The organism is Methylobacterium brachythecii (assembly GCF_014196345.1).
Lineage (GTDB): Bacteria > Pseudomonadota > Alphaproteobacteria > Rhizobiales > Beijerinckiaceae > Methylobacterium > Methylobacterium brachythecii.
Genome location: NZ_JACIDN010000008.1, coordinates 140,317 through 158,749 on the forward strand (window position 1 = coordinate 140,317; position 18,433 = coordinate 158,749).

General features: G+C 67.1%; 15 protein-coding genes and 2 pseudogenes. 8 read left to right on the top strand and 9 right to left on the bottom strand.

The features are described from left to right. Window positions 1-92 precede the first annotated feature (92 nt). Complete coding sequence (gene hisS, locus GGR33_RS20340; RefSeq protein WP_183508653.1) at window positions 93-1,601, top strand: histidine--tRNA ligase; 1,509 nt, start codon at window positions 93-95, stop codon at window positions 1,599-1,601. 126 nt (window positions 1,602-1,727) lie between these two features. Beyond that, entirely contained in the window at window positions 1,728-2,093 is a 366-nt protein-coding gene (locus GGR33_RS20345) for a hypothetical protein (RefSeq protein WP_183508655.1), read from the top strand. Window positions 2,094-2,122: 29 nt separating this feature from the next. On the opposite strand, the pseudogene thpR reads toward GGR33_RS20345, so the two are convergent. Further along, window positions 2,123-2,675 (bottom strand): annotated as a pseudogene (gene thpR, locus GGR33_RS20350) (RNA 2',3'-cyclic phosphodiesterase). Then, window positions 2,676-3,266, bottom strand: coding sequence for an arylesterase (locus tag GGR33_RS20355; protein ID WP_246413321.1), 591 nt, complete (start codon window positions 3,264-3,266; stop codon window positions 2,676-2,678). It lies immediately after the preceding pseudogene. Between the two features lie 219 nt (window positions 3,267-3,485). Between GGR33_RS20355 and GGR33_RS20360 the strand changes: the two genes are divergently transcribed. The 3 genes from GGR33_RS20360 to GGR33_RS20370 all read left to right on the top strand — a co-directional run bounded on the left by GGR33_RS20360 (window position 3,486) and on the right by GGR33_RS20370 (window position 7,970). Further along, complete coding sequence (locus GGR33_RS20360) at window positions 3,486-4,169, top strand: ABC transporter ATP-binding protein (protein WP_183508660.1); 684 nt, start codon at window positions 3,486-3,488, stop codon at window positions 4,167-4,169. 195 nt (window positions 4,170-4,364) lie between these two features. Further along, on the top strand, window positions 4,365-6,944 hold the full coding sequence (locus GGR33_RS20365) for an ABC transporter permease (RefSeq protein WP_284211619.1): 2,580 nt from the start codon (window positions 4,365-4,367) through the stop codon (window positions 6,942-6,944). A gap of 249 nt (window positions 6,945-7,193) precedes the next feature. Then, window positions 7,194-7,970, top strand: coding sequence for a Bax inhibitor-1/YccA family protein (locus tag GGR33_RS20370; RefSeq protein ID WP_183508664.1), 777 nt, complete (start codon window positions 7,194-7,196; stop codon window positions 7,968-7,970). A gap of 122 nt (window positions 7,971-8,092) precedes the next feature. Here GGR33_RS20370 and GGR33_RS20375 read toward each other — a convergent pair whose 3' ends face one another. From GGR33_RS20375 to rplU, 6 genes and pseudogenes are all read right to left on the bottom strand, one after another. Next, on the bottom strand, window positions 8,093-10,252 hold the full coding sequence (locus GGR33_RS20375; protein ID WP_246413322.1) for a M48 family metallopeptidase: 2,160 nt from the start codon (window positions 10,250-10,252) through the stop codon (window positions 8,093-8,095). 143 nt (window positions 10,253-10,395) lie between these two features. After that, window positions 10,396-11,430 carry a GTPase ObgE gene (gene obgE / locus GGR33_RS20380; RefSeq protein ID WP_183508666.1) on the bottom strand — a complete coding sequence of 345 codons (1,035 nt, stop codon included), beginning with the start codon at window positions 11,428-11,430 and terminating at the stop codon, window positions 10,396-10,398. 12 nt (window positions 11,431-11,442) lie between these two features. Beyond that, window positions 11,443-11,934, bottom strand: coding sequence for a hypothetical protein (locus tag GGR33_RS20385; RefSeq protein ID WP_183508668.1), 492 nt, complete (start codon window positions 11,932-11,934; stop codon window positions 11,443-11,445). Window positions 11,935-11,938: 4 nt separating this feature from the next. Then, window positions 11,939-12,520, bottom strand: a complete 582-nt coding sequence (locus GGR33_RS20390; protein ID WP_183508670.1) for a GNAT family N-acetyltransferase — start codon at window positions 12,518-12,520, stop codon at window positions 11,939-11,941. Between the two features lie 168 nt (window positions 12,521-12,688). After that, complete coding sequence (rpmA, locus tag GGR33_RS20395; protein WP_183508672.1) at window positions 12,689-12,955, bottom strand: 50S ribosomal protein L27; 267 nt, start codon at window positions 12,953-12,955, stop codon at window positions 12,689-12,691. A gap of 126 nt (window positions 12,956-13,081) precedes the next feature. Further along, a pseudogene (gene rplU, locus GGR33_RS20400) lies at window positions 13,082-13,390 on the bottom strand (50S ribosomal protein L21); the annotation flags it as partial. Between the two features lie 478 nt (window positions 13,391-13,868). On the opposite strand from rplU, the gene GGR33_RS20405 reads away from it, so the two are divergent. Genes GGR33_RS20405 through GGR33_RS20415 form a run of 3 tightly spaced genes read left to right on the top strand, consistent with a single transcriptional unit; the run spans window position 13,869 to window position 16,816 of the window. Next, window positions 13,869-14,471, top strand: coding sequence for a TadE/TadG family type IV pilus assembly protein (locus tag GGR33_RS20405; protein ID WP_183508676.1), 603 nt, complete (start codon window positions 13,869-13,871; stop codon window positions 14,469-14,471). A gap of 8 nt (window positions 14,472-14,479) precedes the next feature. Next, window positions 14,480-15,112 (top strand): TadE/TadG family type IV pilus assembly protein, encoded by a 633-nt coding sequence (locus GGR33_RS20410; RefSeq protein WP_183508678.1) that lies wholly within the window; start codon window positions 14,480-14,482, stop codon window positions 15,110-15,112. A 54-nt stretch (window positions 15,113-15,166) separates the two neighbouring features. Beyond that, window positions 15,167-16,816 (top strand): pilus assembly protein, encoded by a 1,650-nt coding sequence (locus GGR33_RS20415; protein ID WP_183508680.1) that lies wholly within the window; start codon window positions 15,167-15,169, stop codon window positions 16,814-16,816. 44 nt (window positions 16,817-16,860) lie between these two features. On the opposite strand, the gene GGR33_RS20420 is transcribed toward GGR33_RS20415, so the two are convergent. Further along, window positions 16,861-18,399, bottom strand: a complete 1,539-nt coding sequence (locus GGR33_RS20420; protein ID WP_183508682.1) for a helicase HerA-like domain-containing protein — start codon at window positions 18,397-18,399, stop codon at window positions 16,861-16,863. Window positions 18,400-18,433 lie beyond the last annotated feature (34 nt).

The following is an 18,433-nucleotide window of genomic DNA, read 5'->3' on the forward strand; positions in this document are numbered from 1 at the left end:
GTGACGGGTGCGCGCCCTCTGCTTGCCGCCGGACCGGACCCTGCGATAGAGCCGGGGACCACTCCCCGGGCTCCAGAACGATCGACATCCCCATGACGGGCGACAAACCCAAGGCGCGGCTGCCCCGCGGCTTCCTCGACCGCAGCGAGAGCGACCTCGCCGCGCAGGGACGGATGCTGGAGACGATCAAGCAGGCCTTCGAGCTCTACGGGTTCGAGGCGCTTGAGACGCCGTTCATCGAGTACACCGAGGCGCTCGGAAAGTTCCTGCCCGACCTCGACCGTCCGAACGAGGGCGTCTTTTCGTTCCAGGACGACGACGAGCAGTGGCTCTCGCTGCGCTACGACCTGACCGCGCCGCTTGCCCGTCACGTCGCCGAACACTTCGATGCGATCCCGAAGCCCTATCGCAGCTACCGGAACGGCTACGTCTTCCGCAACGAGAAGCCGGGTCCGGGCCGCTTCCGCCAGTTCATGCAGTTCGATGCCGACATCGTCGGCGCCGGCAGCGTGGCGGCGGATGCCGAGGTCTGCATGCTGATGGCCGACACCCTCGACCGGCTCGGCCTCGCCGGCCAATACGTGGTGAAGGTCAACAACCGGAAGGTGCTCGACGGCGTCATGGAGGCCTGCGGGCTCGCGGGCGAAGACAAGGCCGGCCAGCGCCTCACCGTGCTGCGCGCCATCGACAAGCTCGACCGGCTTGGCGCCGACGGCGTGCGCCTCCTGCTCGGCGCCGGACGCAAGGACGAGAGCGGCGACTTCACGAAGGGCGCGGGGCTCTCGGCCGACGCGATCGATCGCATCCTCGCCTACGTCTCCTTCGAAGCCGCGCCGCACCAGGGCGGCGACCGCATGGCCTTCTGGGAGAAGCTGTTCGGCACCTGGCACGACGTCGTCGGCGAATCCGAGACCGGCCGCGAGGGCATCGCCGAGCTGCACGCCATCATGCGGCTCTGCACGGCCGCCGGATACGGCCATGACCGCGTCCGGGCCGATCCAAGCGTGGTGCGCGGCCTCGAATACTATACCGGTCCGGTCTACGAGGCCGAGTTGACCTTCCCCGTGCAGAACGAGGATGGCCAGACGGTGCGCTTCGGCTCGGTCGCGGGCGGCGGGCGCTATGACGGCCTCGTCGGCCGCTTCCGCTCGGAGCCGGTGCCGGCCACCGGCTTCTCGATCGGTGTCTCCAGGCTGTTTTCGGCGCTGCAGCTCACGAACAGTCCCTTGCTCCAGGGCACCGCCAAGCCCGGCCCCGTCGTCGTGCTTGTCCTCGACCGCGAGAACATCGCCGAGTACCAGGCCCACGTTGCGGCGCTCCGCAATGCCGGCATCCGGGCCGAGCTCTATCTCGGGTCATCGGGCATGAAGGCGCAGATGAAATACGCCGACCGTCGGCGCTCGCCCGTCGCCCTGATCCAGGGCTCCAACGAGCGCGAAGCCGGGGAGATCCAGATCAAGGACCTGATCGAGGGCGCGAAGGCCGCCGAGGACATCACCAGCAACGCCGAATGGAAGGCCTCGCGGCCCGCCCAGTTCTCCGTGCCGGTCGCCGAGATGGTCGAGCGCGTCCGCGAGGTGCTGGCGCGGCATTTCGGATAGGGCGCGGCCAATTCCCCTCCTCCGTCATTCCGGGGCCGCGGAGCGGAAACCGGAATGACGGTGCGTGGTTAAGCCGTCGTTTACCATACACTCCGACAGTCCTTCCGCGTGTCGCGGGAGAGGACGATGGATCGAGAGCGGTGGGAGGCCGCGTTCCGGGCGCTGGCGCTGCTGTGCCTCGGCCTCTCGCTCGGCTTCAGCGCGACCGTCTTCGCCGCCGACTACCCCGAGATCATCGACGAGCCGGCAGCGGCTTCGGGCCCCCGCTACTTCCCCCGTGGCGACGTCGACACCGCGCTGGTTGCCCCGTTGCCTGCCCGGCGCCGCATCGCCGGCTGCACGCCCTGGCGCGTTCCGGTTCCGACCGATGCCCTGGACGATCCGAGCTATGTCGGCTCCGCCTTCGGCCTCGGAAAACCGAGCTACTACGGCAACCCGCCGGCTTTGGGCCGTGACGACCCGTTCGGCCGGCCGCTGCGCTATTGTCGCTGAGCCTTCGCCGTCTTTGCGAGAGCAGCGGCTCAGTCCTCGCCCAGCACGAACGGAAAGGCCGCTTCCACCACATAGGGGCCGCCGCCGCGCGAGGCCCGCGCGGAAAACAGCGCGACCCGCATTGCGGTGAAGCCGAACCGGGAGAAGATGCCGGTCTGGGACATGTAATGCGCGACGGATTCCGCGCCGATTCCGCGGCCGAGCCGGGCCAGCGTGACGTGTGGCGTGAATTTTCGCGGTTCGGGCTCCAGCCGCGCATGACGGGCGATCCGCTCGTGCTCGGCATGGAGATCGTCGAGTTCGGCACTCGCCGCGACGGCGGCATAGACGGCACGCGGCTTGTCGCCACCGAAAGTGGCCAGCGCGTCGAGCACGATCTCGATCGGCGCACGCGGCCGTGCCTCCTCCAGCATCGCGTGCACCTCGTTCGCCGTCGCGATGTCGACGTCGCCGAGAAAGCGCAGGGTGATGTGGAGGTCGCCATCATCGACCCCAGCGCGCACCGGGCAGGCCGCCGCCGTAAGAGCCGAGGTGCTCCGCCACTTCGGCCGGAATCTCCAACCCCGTGAACAGGCGCGGCATTCAGCGCCCGCCGCCCTGAAGCCGTCCGAGGAAAGTCTCCGCCGATGGCAGGATCTCCTCGACGATCCGCTGGACGCCCTTGGGGTTGGGATGCAGCTTGTCGGCGAGGTTGAAAGCAGGGTCCCCCGCGATGCCCGTCAGGAAGAACGGGTAGAGCACCAAGCCGTATTGCTTGGCGAGATCGGGATAGATCGCATCGAACTTGGCGATGTAGTCCGGCCCGAGATTGGTCGAGGCGCGCATCCCGGCGAGCAGCACGGGGATGCCACGCGCCTTCAGGCGCGAAACGATCGAGTCGAGCGCCTTGCGCGTCACGGCCGGATCGGTCCCGCGTAGCATGTCATTGGCGCCGAGTTCGAGGATGACCCCATCGGTCCCGTCCGGCACCGACCAGTCGAGCCGGTCGAGGCCGCCGGTCGAGGTGTCGCCCGAGACGCCGGCATTGCTGATCGCGACGTCGTGCCCTTTGGCCTTGAGCGCCTTCTCGAGTACGGCCGGAAAGGCGGCGTCGGCCGGCAGCATGTAGCCGGCGGTCAGGCTGTCCCCGAAGGCAACGAGCTTGAGAGGCGTGGCGGCACGGGGCGCGCTCATGGGCGCGGCCAAGGTGACTGCGGCAAAGAGGAGCACGAGCGTGGCCATGCGTGAGGCCCGCCGCCACCCCACATGCCGACCGCGACGAAGCCACGAGGCCTCGCGCGCGAATCCGATGCGTGACACAAGGCGCGCGACGATTCCCGCTTCAACCCGCACTGGACCAGTCCTTCCGCCGATGACACTTCATCCATCCGCGCACAGATCGGTCGCCCAGTCGTGAGCGACAAGGCCGTCTCCCTTTCCGAAATCGATCTCAGCCTCGGCCGCGGCCCATCGCGGGTCCATGTGCTGCGCGGCATCTCCCTCGACGTCGAGAAGGGCGAGGCCGTCGGCCTCGTCGGACCGTCGGGCTCCGGCAAGTCGACGCTGCTCATGGTGATGGCCGGTCTGGAGCGGCCGGATTCCGGGCGGATCACCGTGGCCGGCACCGATCTGGGGAGACTCGACGAGGACGCGCTCGCCCGGTTCCGTGGCCGCAGCATCGGTATCGTCTTCCAGGCCTTCCATCTGGTGCCGACGATGACGGCGCTGGAGAACGTGGCGCTGCCGCTCGAACTCGCCGATGCGCCGGATGCCCAGGCCCGCGCCGCGGCGGAACTGGAAGCCGTCGGGCTCGGGCATCGGCTCAACCACTACCCGGCCCAGCTCTCGGGCGGCGAGCAGCAGCGTGTCGCCGTCGCTCGCGCCCTGGCGCCGAACCCGGCGATCCTCGTCGCCGACGAGCCGACCGGCAATCTCGACGAAGCGACCGGCCGCGGCATCGTCGACCTGCTGTTCCGGCTGAAGCGCGAGCGCGGCGCGACACTGGTGCTCGTCACGCACGACCCCGGCCTCGCGCAGCTCTGCGACCGCACGGTGCGGCTGCGCGCCGGCCTCGTCGAGGAGCCGGTGGCGGCGTGAGCGCGACTCTGTCACCCACCGATGCCTCTCCCAAAATTCCACCTCATCCTGAGGTGCGAAGCGAAGCGAAGCCTCGAAGGAGGGTTCCAGATGCCTCCCGATCCCTGGAGCCCTTCGTCGAGGCTGCTTCGCAGCGCCTCAGGACGAGGGGGATGGGTGGGATCGCGCGGCGTGGCATGGTGGAGCGCTGAGCCCGTGCACGGCACACTCCCATCCTCTCTTCCGGGCCGTCGCCGCGGCTTCGGCCTGCCTCTGACGGTGCGCCTCGCCCTGCGTGAACTGCGCGGCGGTCTGTCGGGCTTCGTCGTGTTCATCGCCTGCATCGCCATCGGTGTCGCCGCGATCGCGGGCGTCACCTCGATCTCGCGCTCGCTCGGCGACGGGCTCGGCCGCGAGGGCCGGCGCATCCTCGGCGGTGACCTGACCTACAGCCTGATCAACCGCGAGGCGACGCCGGCGGAAACCGCGATCCTCGCCGAGCACGGTCGGCTTTCGGTCATCGCGCGGCTGCGGGCGATGGCGGTCGCCGCGGATGGCGGCGCGACGCTCGTCGAATTGAAGGCCGTCGACGGGACTTACCCGGCAGTGGGTCATTTCGCGACGGACCCGCAGGCGCCGGCAGCCGATCTGCTCGCGACGAAGGACGGTGCGTTCGGTGCCGTGGCCGATCCGGCCCTGCTGATCCGCCTCGGCCTCAAGGTGGGCGACCGTCTCACGGTTGCGGGAAAGCCACTGGTGATCCGGGCCTCGCTGGTCAGTGAACCCGACCTCATTTCGGCCGGGATCGGCTTCGGCCCACGCCTGATCGTCTCGATGGAGGCCTTGCGCGCCACGGGCCTGGGCGAGCTGGGCAGCCTCAACCGCTGGATCTACCGGCTCCAGCTCCCCGGCTCCTCCGACGCCGACCTCGAGACCGCAAGCCACGCCATCGGCAAGGCGCTGCCGGATGCCGGCTGGGAAACCCGCTCGCGTCTCAATGCCGATCCGCGCTTCGCCAAGAGCGTCGAGCGCTTCACGCAATTCCTGACGCTGGTCGGGCTGACGGCGCTGATCGTCGGCGGCGTCGGTGTGGCGAACGCCGTGAACGCCTTCGTCGAGCGCAAGCGCGGTTCGATCGCAACGCTGAAGAGCGTCGGCGCGCCGGGATCGCAGGTGGTGGTGCTTTACCTGACGCAGGTGATGATGATCGCCGGTTTCAGCATCGCGATCGGGCTGACCGTCGGCGGCGCCCTGCCCTTCCTGATCGATGCGGTGTTCCACGAGCAGCTCCCGCTTCCGCTCGAGCCGACGCTCGCACCGGGCGAACTCGCACTCGCGGCCGCCTACGGCCTGCTCACGGCGCTCGCCTTCGCGATCCTGCCGCTCGGGCGAGCCCACGACATCCCGGTCTCCGGGCTGTTTCGCGATACGGTCGACCCGTCGGCCCAGCGGACGCGGCTGCGCTACAAGGCCATCCTCGTCCTGACGCTGCTGGCGCTCGCCGGGCTCGCCCTAGCGACGGCCTTCGACCGGCGCGTGGCGCTGATCTTCATGGCGGCCGCGGCCGTGTCGTTCGGGTTGCTGCGCCTCGTCGCATCCGGGCTGATGGCGGCCGCGCGCCGACTGCCGCATCCGCGCGCGGCAGCCCCCCGCATGGCGCTGGCGAACCTCCACCGCCCCGGCGCGCTGACGCCGGCCTTCACGCTGTCCTTGGGCCTCGGGGTGACGCTGCTCGTGACGCTCAGCGTGATCGACGCGAACATCACCCAGGCGCTCACCCGCTCGCTGCCGGCGAAGGCGCCGAACCTGTTCTTCCTCGACATCCCCTCACGCGAGTCCGACGCCTTCACCACCTTCCTCGGCGGCAAGGCGCCGACAGCCAAGCTCGAACGGGTGCCGATGCTGCGCGGGCGGATCATCGCCCTCGACGGCGTCCCCGTCGAGGCGATCAAGCCGCCGGAGGAAGCGGCCTGGGTGCTCGACGGCGACCGCGGCATCACCACCGCGGACGCCGTCCCGGACGGATCGACGCTCACCGAGGGCAAGTGGTGGACCGAGGAGGAGGGCCGCATGCCGAAACTCTCCTTCGAGGCCGATCTCGGCAAGGCGCTCGGCCTGCACATCGGCAGCACCGTGACCGTCAACGTCCTCGGTCGGACCCTCACCACGAGCATCGCGAATTTCCGCAAGGTCGAGTGGCGCTCGCTCGGCATCAATTTCGTGATGGTGTTCTCGCCCGGCACCTTCCGCGGGGCGCCGCATTCGGACCTCGCCACGCTGACCCTGCCGAACGGCGTCGATCCGGCCGCCGAGGCTGCGATCCTGCGCGACGTGGCCAAGGCCTTCCCGTCGGTGACGAGCGTCCGGGTGAAGGATGCGCTGGAGACCGTCGACAATCTCGTCCGCAAGCTCACCCTGGCGATCCGGGGCGCGAGCGCGGTGGCCGTGGTCGCAAGCCTGCTGGTCCTGGCCGGTGCCGTCGCGGCAGGGCACCGGGCACGGCTCTACGATGCCGTGGTGTTGAAGGTGCTCGGCGCGACGCGGCGCCGACTGATGCTGGCCTACGGCCTGGAATACGGCGCCCTCGGTCTCGCCGCGGCCCTGTTCGGGCTTCTCGCCGGCACGCTGGCGGGCTGGGCGATCGTCACCCGGGTGATGCGGCTCGACTTCGCCCTCGATCTCGGAGGAGCCTCGCTGGCCGCAGGAGGCGCGGTCGTACTGGCGTTGCTGATAGGGCTCGGAGGCACCTGGCGCATCCTCGGCCAGAAACCGGCTCCCTACCTGCGTCAGGTTTGAGGGCTCGGACCAACGCAGATCACGGCGACAACTTGATCAACTTCGGCACTGACGAAGTTTTAATCCCGTTTTCAGGGATGAAATCGATGCATGAACCGTAACTCGATTTCGTACCGGCAAGCTCGACGGGGCTCTTGTTTATGACGCGCCGACCGAACATATTTCGGCATGAGGCGCCGTCCGCGGCCGCCGAAGGTATCGCGTGAGCCTACTCAACCCACGCTGAGAGAGCTTCCGAGGGAAACTTTCATGGCATTCGAAAACAGTCCGTTCCGACAGACCGCACAGCCTCAGGGCTACGCGGCTCCTCAGGTCGAGGTCGACCAGGGCCTGCGATCCTTCATGCTCGGCGTCTACAACAACATGGTCGTCGGCCTCGGGATCTCCGGTCTCGTCGCCCTCGGCATCAACATGGCCGTGACCTCGGGTACGGCTGTGCTGAACTATAAGGGCGTGCCGCTGAACCAGCTCGGCGTGGCCCTGTACATGGGTTGGTTCAAGTGGGTTCTGATGTTCGCCCCGCTGGCCTTCATCTTCGTCTTCTCCTTCCGGATGGACCGGATGTCGGCCGCGTCGGCGCGATCGATGTTCTGGGCCTTCGCTGCGGTGATGGGCGCCTCGATGTCGGTGCTGCTGATCGCGTTCACCGGCGCCAGCGTCGTACGGGTGTTCTTCATCACCTCGGCGACCTTCGGCGGACTCAGCCTCTACGGCTACACGACCAAACGTAGCCTGTCGGGTATGGGCTCGTTCCTGATCATGGGCCTGATCGGCATCATCATCGCCTCGCTGGTGAACCTGTTCCTGGCCTCTTCGGCCCTGCAGTTCGCCATCTCGGTGCTCGGCGTGCTGATCTTCGCCGGCCTCACTGCCTACGATACGCAGAAGCTGAAGGAGATGTATCTCTACAGCGGCTTCGACGGCGAGGCAGCCGCCAAGATGTCCATCAACGGCGCGCTGACGCTGTACCTGGACTTCATCAACATGTTCCAGTTCCTGCTTCAGCTCTTCGGCGATCGCCGCTGAGCGAACGGAACGGACCAGACGAAAGAGGCCCCGACAGCGATGCCGGGGCCTTCTTCGTTTGTGGGATCGGCTTGTCCGCCGTCATTGCGAGCGCAGGGAAGCAATGACGGAACTCGCTCACCCTACCGTCCGCCCTTCTCCATCAGCGCGGCGCGGGCGCGGGCGGCGTCGATGTAGCGGCCGATCATGTCTGCGTAGGCTTGCGCCTTCAGACCGCGCGCGCCCATCGTGTTGAGGCTGAGGATGCGCCTGCGCCGGTCGAGGCTCGCCCGCAGGCGGGCTGCGGGCACCGGCAGGGGTGCCTCGTCGAGCAGCTTCAGGGCGAGCGTCAGACTGCGCCCGGCCGTCACGCGATAGGCCTCGATATCCGTCCAGGCGACGGGATCGCGCAGGTAGGGAGACGCGAAGCCGTCCGGCGTCAGGGTCAGGAACGGCGAGGTGCTCCGGCGCAGCATCCACCAGCCATACAGCGCCGCAAGCACGATGATGGCCGCGAGGACGGCCAGGATGATCGCCTGCGCGTTCGGGTCGTGACCGATTCCGATCTGCCGGGCGAAGAGCACGATGCAGGCCCCGAAGGCGGCCATGATCACGATCAGCGCGCCCATGGTCCAGGCGATGACGCGCCCGTTCTCGTGGAGTTGCGTCGTCTCCGTCGAGATCGCTGCGGCCGTCTCCTTCAGGAACGCGGTCTCGGCCGCGAGATGGCGCTCGGCGTTGACGAGGAACGCGGAGCTGAGCTGTCGGCACAGGCGCGGCCAGTCGGCGAAGAACGAGACCGGCAGATCTCGCTCGGCCTGCCCTGGCTGGCGGGAGGCATGGGCCAGCAAGGTGCCGTCGACCGTGACGCCGAGCGCCTCGATGCGCATCCGGTCGGGCGGATGGCTGTCGGTGGGGTGCGGCTGCCGGTCGTCGAGATGGGCACTCGCCTCGCCGAATCCGCGCGCATCGGCGAGCCGGCCGATTTCGGCGACGATGTCGGGATGGGCCTGCGCCGCGCCCTCGAAGGCCTGCTGGAGCCCGGCGCCGATGACCGGAGCGACGACGCTCGTGCGCAGCAGCGCGCTCGCCGCGGCATCCACCCCCGGAACGGTCGCTCCGAGCCGGTCCGCCTCCAGCTCGCGCAGACGGCTCCACCGGCCGACCGCCGCATCGAAGGTCTCGAGCGCATGGAAGCCGAGCCTTACCGCGGGGAACAGGATGAAGGTGTCGGTCTTGTCGCGCTGCAGAGCCATCATGGCCCGGCGCAGCCCCCTGTAGATCGGCGAGAAGCGGCGGCTGTAGACCGTGTCCTGTCCGGAGAAATGCGCGAGCTCGTGCCCGATGATGGCAGCGAATTCCCGGCCATCCAGCAACCCGAAAAACGGCGCCGGCAGGTAGAGGGTCCGGCCTTCGAGCAACCTGTCCTCCGGCAGCAGGCGAACGGGCGCCTCGGTCACGAAGAATCCCTCGGTGAGCCCGACGGCGATGACGTCGGGAGCAAGACTGTCCTGTCGGCGCGCCAGCTCCCGCACGAAACGCCAGAGGCCCGGCGCCTCGGCTTGGGTGACCAGGCGACCGTTCACGTCGATCGGATCGGGCGTCTGCAGCGCGAAGACTTGCCGCAGACCACGCACGGCGAGCAGGGCACCATAGGCCGCGATGCCGGCGAGGATGATGCCGGCGCCGGCGAGCTTGATGGCGTTGCCGGACAGGTGGTCCATGAACCACAGGCCCGAGGCCTCGAACGCCGTCGCCGCGAGGGCGCAGACGGCCAGGCCGAGCAGCTGGAAACCGAGCAGGAAAGGCAGCAGGCCGCGGATGGCGGCGAAGCCCCAAACCAGCCAGTCGCGTGATCGCCGGGCCGCGATCCCCGCGCAGGTGCTCAGCACCAGACCGACGAGCCCCGCGACGAGCGCCAGTGCGGCACCGAGAACGACCGCCCAGGCCATTGCCGGCCGCGCCCGCGCGATGGCCTCGTCCCGATTCACGGACGGCAGGGCCTCCTCGAAGCGTTTGAGATCGAGCCGGGCCGAGAGCATCGGCGCATCGACGAAACCGGGTCTGGAGCCCGGCTTCGGCGCTGCGGCCTGCCTCGCCCGCTCGATGGCGGTCGGCAGCGTGGCCTTCAATTGGGAATATTCGGACGCGGTCTCGGCGCCGCGCTGCTGCTCCCACAGCCCCAATCCGATGAGGCAGAGCGGCAGGAGGACGACCCAGGCGATCAGGCCGAGGGCAGGAGGATATCCGCGACGGCGATGGCCCGCTTCGGCATTGGCCTGCATCCGATCTCCCTTCGCCATCCGTCCGCCCGATCCGCGTGCCGCGGATCGCCGGCAGATCCGGACGGCGCACGAAGCGTCATCGCCGGTTGTTCGGGCGGATCGGGAAAGTCAATCGCGCCAGCGATCACGTTAGACGGAGCGAGACCGCAAGACTGCTCGTGTCAGGGCTGCCAAGCCGGGGCCGGCGCCGCCTCTTCCTGTTCCGCGATATCCGTGCCGATCGCGGCCTGGATTGCCCGAAGAGCCTCCGGCACGCCCTGGCCCGAAACCGAGGAGAGCACCAGCGGCGTGCACTTGGCCGCGCGCTTCAGCCGGTCCTTCTGCTTCTTGAGCGTCTCGGGATCGAGGGCATCGGCCTTCGAGAGCGCGACGATCTCGGGCTTGTCGGCCAGGCCGTGGCCATAGGCTTCGATCTCGCCGCGGACCATCTTGTAGGCCTTGCCGGCATGCTCGGACGTACCCTCGACGAGGTGCAGCAGCACGCGGCAGCGCTCGACATGCGCCAGGAACCGGTCGCCGAGCCCGACGCCCTCATGCGCGCCCTCGATCAGTCCCGGAATATCGGCGAGCACGAATTCACGCTCGTCGGAACGCACCACACCGAGGCCCGGATGGAGCGTGGTGAAGGGGTAGTCGGCGATCTTGGGCTTGGCGGCGGTGACGCTGGCCAGAAAGGTCGACTTGCCGGCATTGGGCAGACCGACAAGGCCGGCATCGGCGATGAGCTTGAGGCGCAGCCAGATCCACATCTCCGTGCCTTCGAGGCCCGGATTGGCGTGCTTTGGCGCGCGGTTGGTCGAGGTCGTGAAATAGGCGTTGCCGAAGCCGCCATTGCCGCCCTTGGCGAGGCGCACCTTCTGGCCGACTTCAGTCAGGTCGGCGATCAAGGTCTCGCCGTCCTCGGCAATGATCTGCGTGCCCTCGGGCACCTTGAGCAGCACGTCGTCGCCCTTGGCTCCATGGCAGTTCGAGCCCATGCCGTGCTCGCCCTTCTTGGCCTTGAAGTGCTGCTGGTAGCGGTAGTCGATCAGGGTATTGAGCCCCTGCACGCATTCCACCCAGACATCGCCGCCACGGCCGCCGTCGCCGCCGTTCGGGCCGCCGAATTCGATGAACTTTTCGCGGCGGAACGCGACGCAGCCGCGCCCGCCGTCGCCGGAGCGGACATAGACCTTGGCTTCGTCGAGGAATTTCACGGCTGTCTCGTTTCAGGCTGCGCTGTGGCGGCATTTGCCGCCGAGGTTACGGTAGCGCACGCTGCGCAGGCCCGCCTCAAACCAGTTCGAGCCGGGCTTCTTCGGATCATACTCGTAGAGATTGATCTGCATGGAATCGTCCGGCGAATGCAGGATGGCCGGACTCTCCCCGCCATTGAACGACCATTGCGGGCGAGGCGCGGCCGGCCCACCGAAATCGTCGGTGGTGCCGTCCTGCTCGCGCTGGAAGATCTGCGAATAATCCGGCTTCGCCGCATCTCCATCGATCGTGAAGTAGAAGCCGACCAGTGGCGTGCGGTCGGCGAAGTTCGTGAACTCGCAATAAAGCGTCGGGACCGCAGCCTTCGCTGCAGCCTCGGATTTGGCGGTCTCCGCGCGATCGCCCTGGTTCGGCTGGTCACGATGCGGGCGCAGCGCGAACGTCGTCGCCACGATGGCCGCGATGGCCGCCGTCCCGATCACCGTGAGCCCGCGCCGCTTCATTCGATCACCCGTCGCTCCGATTGGCCGACCACTCGGCGCGCTTGAGCCGAAACACATCGACCTCGCGCTCGCCGCCGCGCGCGGGAAAGGCGTGTCGCTCCGAACCCTGCCGCACGAACCCGCATTTCTCCAGTACCCGGCGCGAGCCGCCGTTCTCGGTCATCGCCGACGAGCACAGCACATCGCCGCCCGCATAGGCGAAATAGGCATCCACCATCGTCGCGGCCGCCTCGCTCATCAGGCCCGCACCCCAATGGGGCATGCCGAGCCAATAGCCGAGATGCGCACCCGGTCCCGCCGGATGGGGACCGATCGAGACCACGCCGATCAGGGTGGCGGGAGCCGAGCGAAGCGCCAGCGCCATCACGAGCCCCTCTCCCTCCGCATTGCCGCGCCGCGCATCGATGACGAAGGCGTCGGTGCCGACGGGATCGATCGGGTGCGGGATCTGCGAGGTCATCTCGGCGACCGCGCGCTCACCGGCGAGCCGTACGATCGCCTCGGCGTCGCGGGCCTGCGGCCAGCGCAGCCAGAGCCGGCGGGTCTCGATGCGGAAGACGTCGTCTCGGGTCAGATCGGGGAACATCGCGTCCTCTCCTCGGGCGCCTCCTCGCGGAGCACGACCCCCTGGAATGACGAAGGGGAGGATGGTGCCCATCCTCCCCGGCGTTCCGATCTGCGCGTCTCGCGTGCTGCGCCGGTCCGCCGGTTCGGTGTGGGACACCGGCGGGACGCGCTGTCGAGGCGTCCGCCGTTACTCTGCGGCTTCTTGTACCGGTACCACGGCCACGAAGGCGCGGCCGCGTTTCGTCTGGAAGTCCACGCGGCCGTCGACGAGGGCGAAGAGCGTGTGGTCCTTGCCGATGCCGACATTGGTACCGGGATGCCACTTCGTGCCGCGCTGGCGCACGATGATGTTGCCGGCGATCACGGCTTCGGAGCCGAACTTCTTGACGCCAAGGCGCTGGCCGGCGGAGTCGCGGCCGTTGCGGGACGAGCCGCCTGCTTTTTTGTGAGCCATTGGGCTACTCCAGGATCTCTAAGGGTTCTGCGGGCGGACGGATCAGGCTTCGGCGGAGGCGACCGCAGGGGTCTCTGCCTTCGCAGCCTTCGCCTTCTTCGGCGCGGACTTCGAAGACTTGCCGCCGGCGCTGATCTCGGTGATCCGCACGGTGGTGAAGTGCTGGCGGTGCCCGCGCTTGCGGCGCGAGTTCTGGCGGCGGCGCTTCTTGAAGGCGATGACCTTCTTGGTGCGGCCGTGATCGACGATCTCGCCGGTGACCGTGATGCCCTCGAGGAGCGGAGCACCGACCTGAATGGCGTCGCCATCCGTGAGCAGCAGGACCTCGCCGAAGGTCACGGCCGAACCGGCCTCACCCTCGATCGTGGCAACGGAAATGACGTCGTCGGCGGCAACGCGATATTGCTTGCCGCCCGTCTTGATGACTGCGAACATCGTTTGTCTCTCGTGTTCTCTGCCGGCCTCCCGCACCGCAAAGCGCATGGGCCGTCTTCTTGTTCAGGTCATCCGCGCCGTGATCGGCGCGAACGCGAAACGCGCGGACTTCGTCGAGGAAGCCGCGCGTTGTGCAGGCCGATAGTGGCTTGGCCAGCGGATGTCAATGAACGGCGCGCCTGGGGCAGCCTACGGGCGCGAGTTTCCGCAGAGCTAGTCGATCTGCGCGTTCCTGTCGGCCTCGTCCCGCGGGTGGGCCACGTGACCGATCTGCCCAAAGAAGAGATTCTTGTTCCCAGGCAGATCGCCATCTCTCTTCTCAAGATATGCGATTCGCCGCAACAGATTAGTTCGGCGATACATGGTTAATGATATTAGGAACTCGCTATTATTTTATTGAAAGCGATTGTTAACATCTTGAGATCAACAGTGTGAGGCGCCCCATCCCTCCTCCTCACGGGGCTTAACGGCCGCCTTGATGCGACACCTCGCCCTGTCTCGCGCGATCTGCGGGCGCCTCCAGCGCTTCCGATCAGCCTCGTCCGGCGCGACCGCCGTCGAGTTCGCCCTGGTCAGCATCCCCTTCTTCGGCATGCTGGCTGCCATCATCCAATGGGGCTTCATCATCTGGGCCCAGATGAATCTCGACACGGTAGTCGAGAACGCCACCCGGAGCCTGTTCACCGGCAGCTTTCAGACGGCCAATCCCGGCGTCATAGACCCGGCAACGGCCCTCGCGAAGCTGAAGAGCTCGCTCTGCGGGTCAGGCGCAACGGCCACCCCGACGCTCTTCAGCTGCGGCAGCATCAAGATCAACGTCGCGCCGTCGACGAACTTCAGCAGCGGCTCCTATGCCAATGCCTACAATTCCTCGACGAAGACGATCGACCCGAACTTCGAGGGCTACACCTGCGCGAAGCCGCGCCAGATCGTCGTGGTAACGGCCGCGGTGACCGTGCCGGTATTCTTCGGAAAACTCCTGCCGGGGCTGACCGGCATGGCGGACGGCTCATACCTGCTGCGCTCGACCAACGTGTTCCGCACCGAGCCCTACTCGACCTCGAGCAACGGGGCCTGCTGAGAACAGCCATGGACCGCACAGCCCTCCCTCACCTCCGGTCGAAGTTCTGCCGCGATGCGACCGGTGTGTCGGCGGTCGAATTCGCCCTGATCCTGCCTCTGATGCTGGCACTGTTCATCGGCGGCTCCGAACTGGCGCGCGCCATCGACAATTCGCGCAAGGTCACACTCGTTTCCCGAGTTCTCGCCGACCTCACGTCGCAGGGCGATACCGTTAATCCCATGGCGGCAGCGACGATGCAGGACATCCTGTCGTCGGCCTCACTGGTTCTCGCGCCGTATAACAGCAACAGCACCAGCATCGTCATCAGCGCCGTCGGCGTCTACGCGACGAATCTGACCCGCCCCTACATCTGCTCGAGCACGACCCTCAACGGCGTCGCACGAACGGCCAAAGCCAACGCGACAGACATCACGGTGCCGCCGACCTTCCAGCTCCCGGGCATGCGCTACGTCCTGGCCGAGGTCAGCATGCCCTACCAGCCGATCTTCGGCTCCGCCGTCATGAAGACCTTTACCGGCGCTGCGGGCCTCACCTTCAAGGTCGGAATGCCGTGGCCGGTCCGCGCCGGCAAGGTCGTCAACAGCACCTACTCCGAAGTCATCTTGCCAAGCGGCGTCGCATGCCCCCTGACACCCTGAGAACCCGCTCACCGCACTAATTCTTTCGCTGCACGAGCAGCACGGATACTCACCATGCGCCTCGAAAATCTTCGCAAATTCTGGTCGAACCGCGAGGGCAACGTCGCGATCATTTTCGCCGTCGCCAGCATTCCGCTGATCGGCTTTGCCGGGGCTGCGGTGGATTACGGGAGCGCCACGCGCTTGAGGACCAAATTGCAGGCGGCCGCGGACGCCTCGGCGCTCATGCTGTGCCAGACGCCGTCTGCAACAACGGCCGTTCTCCTCAATCAGCAGGCCCAGCAGTCCATGTCGAGCTACATGGGCACCAGCGTCGGCCTCTCGGTCGACTCGCTGGTGATCACGAGTTCGCCGCGCAAGATCACCCTCTCGGCAAACGCGAAGTCGACCATGGCCTTCGGGAGATTCCTCGGCTGGACGAACATGTCGGTCGGGGCAAAGGCGCAGTGCGCGACCCCGCTGCCGAAGACCTTCGAGATCGCCCTCGTCCTCGACACGACGGGCTCGATGGCGAATTCGGGCGGCGGCGGATCGAAACTGTCGGCCGCACAGACCGCAGCGAACAACTTCATCGACTACGTCAAAGGCAACGATGCCTTCGCCGCGGATACGCGGATCTCGATCGTTCCATTCGCCGCATCGGTGAATGTCGGGTCTGCCTACGCCGCCGCGAGCTGGGTCGATACGCTGGGCAAGTCCAGCTACCACTGGACCAACGTCGATAAAACGCAGGCTAAGGCCGCCGGCTTTACGAGCCGATTCAACATATTCACCCAATTGGCGACGAAATATTCAGCTTGGGCTTGGGGCGGTTGCTTCGAAGGACTTCCGTATCCGTACAACACCCAGGACGGCACGCCGACCGGCGACGATACTCTCTACGTGCCGATGTTCGCGCCGGACGAGCCCGGTAACGGCACGACCGGCACCGCGACATTCAGCGGGAATTACAGCTACAACAGCTACATCGACGACAAGACGAGCGCCGGCAACTGCAACACCACTCCTTCGAGCTTCACGGCCGCGGAAAGCCGTGCCTGCAAATACGTCGCGGCCAGCGGAGCCTCGTATTCGACGAGTGCCGGCGTGGGCATTCCCAACGGACCGAACTTCCTCTGCACGAGCAAGCCGCTTCAGCGGCTGACAACCAACACTGCGACGCTGAAATCGCTTGTGAACTCGCTGACCGCCGTCGGCTCCACGAACATCCACGAGGGGTTCATGTGGGGTTGGCGCACGATCTCGCCGAAGAGTGTCTTCGCCGATGGAGCCTCCTACGACTCGACCACGACGAACAAGGTCATCATCCTGATGACGGACGGCGCCAATAGCTGGAACGACAACTCTTCGAGTTACAATAAGTCGCTGTATTTCCCGATGGGATATTTCGTCAACGCCGATGGCTCGACAGCGAATGGCCGTCTTCCCTCGGGATATCAGAACCTCGGCAACTCGACCGACGCGCGGAATGCACTCGATCAATTGACCCTTCAAACCTGCAAGAACGCACAATCGACCGGCATCTCCATCTATACGATCGGCTTCAGCGTCAGCTCCGATCCGATCGACGCCCAGGGCAAGACCCTGCTCTCGAACTGCGCCTCGGCGCCAGGACAGGCCTACGTCGCCAATACCTCGGCAGACCTGATCCAAGCCTTCGACAACATCGCAAAAAGCATCGGAGCCCTGCGGCTCAGCCAGTAAGAGCCGCAGAGACCGCGCCGACAGCTACCCGCGCTGGCGAAACGTCAGCGCTTGGTCAGCCCACCCAGCACGTTGCGCAGGATCGCGTGGCCGATCTGGGTGCCGACGCTGCGGGCCATCGAGCGGGCGGCATTGGTGATGACCTGCTCGGTGAGGCTCGGCTTGGCGCGGCCTCGGGCCTTTCCGGCGGGTGCCGGGGTCGAGCCGCCGCCGAACATGCCGCCGATGCTGTTGAGCAAGCCGCCGAGTCCGCCCTCGGATTGGTTGGCGGCCTCAGCGGTATCACTGTCGAGGTTCTTGCGCTTGGCCAGGATCTCGTAGGCGCTCTCGGCGTCGATTGGCTCGTCGTACTTGCCCTTGAGAGAACTCTTGGCGATCAGCTCGGCCCGCTCGGCGGGCGTCAGCGGCCCGACCCGGCCCTGCGGCGGGGCGATCAGCGCGCGCTCCACCAGGGACGGCGTGCCCTTCTCCTCCAGGAACGAGACCAGCGCCTCGCCGACGGCGAGTTCGGTGATCGCCTTCGAGACGTCGAAATCCGGGTTCTGCCGGAAGGTCGCGGCGGCGGCGCGCACGGCCTTCTGGTCGCGGGGGGTGAAAGCGCGCAGGGCGTGCTGGACGCGATTGCCGAGCTGGCCGAGCACCGTCTCCGGCACGTCGAGGGGGTTCTGCGTCACGAAATAGACGCCGACGCCCTTGGAGCGGATCAGGCGCACAACCTGCTCGATCGCGTCGAGGAGGGCTTTGGGCGCGCCGTCGAAGAGCAGATGCGCCTCGTCGAAGAAGAAGACCAGCTTCGGCTTGTCGAGGTCGCCGACTTCGGGAAGCTGCTCGAATAATTCGGAGAGCATCCACAGCAGGAACGAGGCGTAGAGCCGCGGCTTCTGCATCAGCTTGTCGGCGGCGAGGATGTTGACCATGCCGCGCCCGTCACGGTCGGTGCGGATGAAATCGTGCAGGTCGAGCGCGGGCTCGCCGAGGAACTTGTCGGCGCCCTGCGTCTCCAGGACGAGCAGCCCGCGCTGGATCGCGCCGATCGAGGCGGCGGCAATGTTGCCGTATTTCGCGCCGAGTTCCTTGGCGTTCTCCGACAGGAAGGTCAGGACCGCGCGCAGGTCCTTGAGGTCGATGATCGGCCACTGATTCTCGTCGGCGACGCGGAAGGCGATGTTGAGCACACCTTCCTGCGTGTCGTTGAGTTCGAGCAGCCGCCCGAGCAGCAGCGGCCCCATCTCGGTGACCGTGCAGCGGATCGGGTGCCCCTGCTCGCCGAAAATGTCCCAGAAGGTCACCGGGAAACGGTCGGGCTCGTAGGTGATCCCGAGGTCCTGGGCGCGCTTCACGAAGGCCGGCTTCGACTCGCCGGCCGCCGCGATCCCCGAGAGGTCACCCTTGATGTCGGCGGCGAAGACCGGAACGCCGGCATTGGAGAACCCCTCGGCCATCACCTGCAGGGTCACCGTCTTGCCGGTGCCGGTCGCGCCGGCGACGAGTCCGTGCCGGTTGGCGAGCTTCAGCGCCAGCACCTCCGGCTTCGGGTTCTTACCCGTGCTCTTGCCGACCAGGATCGTGCCGTCGCCCGCCATGCCGTGTCTTCCTCTCGCAATGCGCCCACTCTAG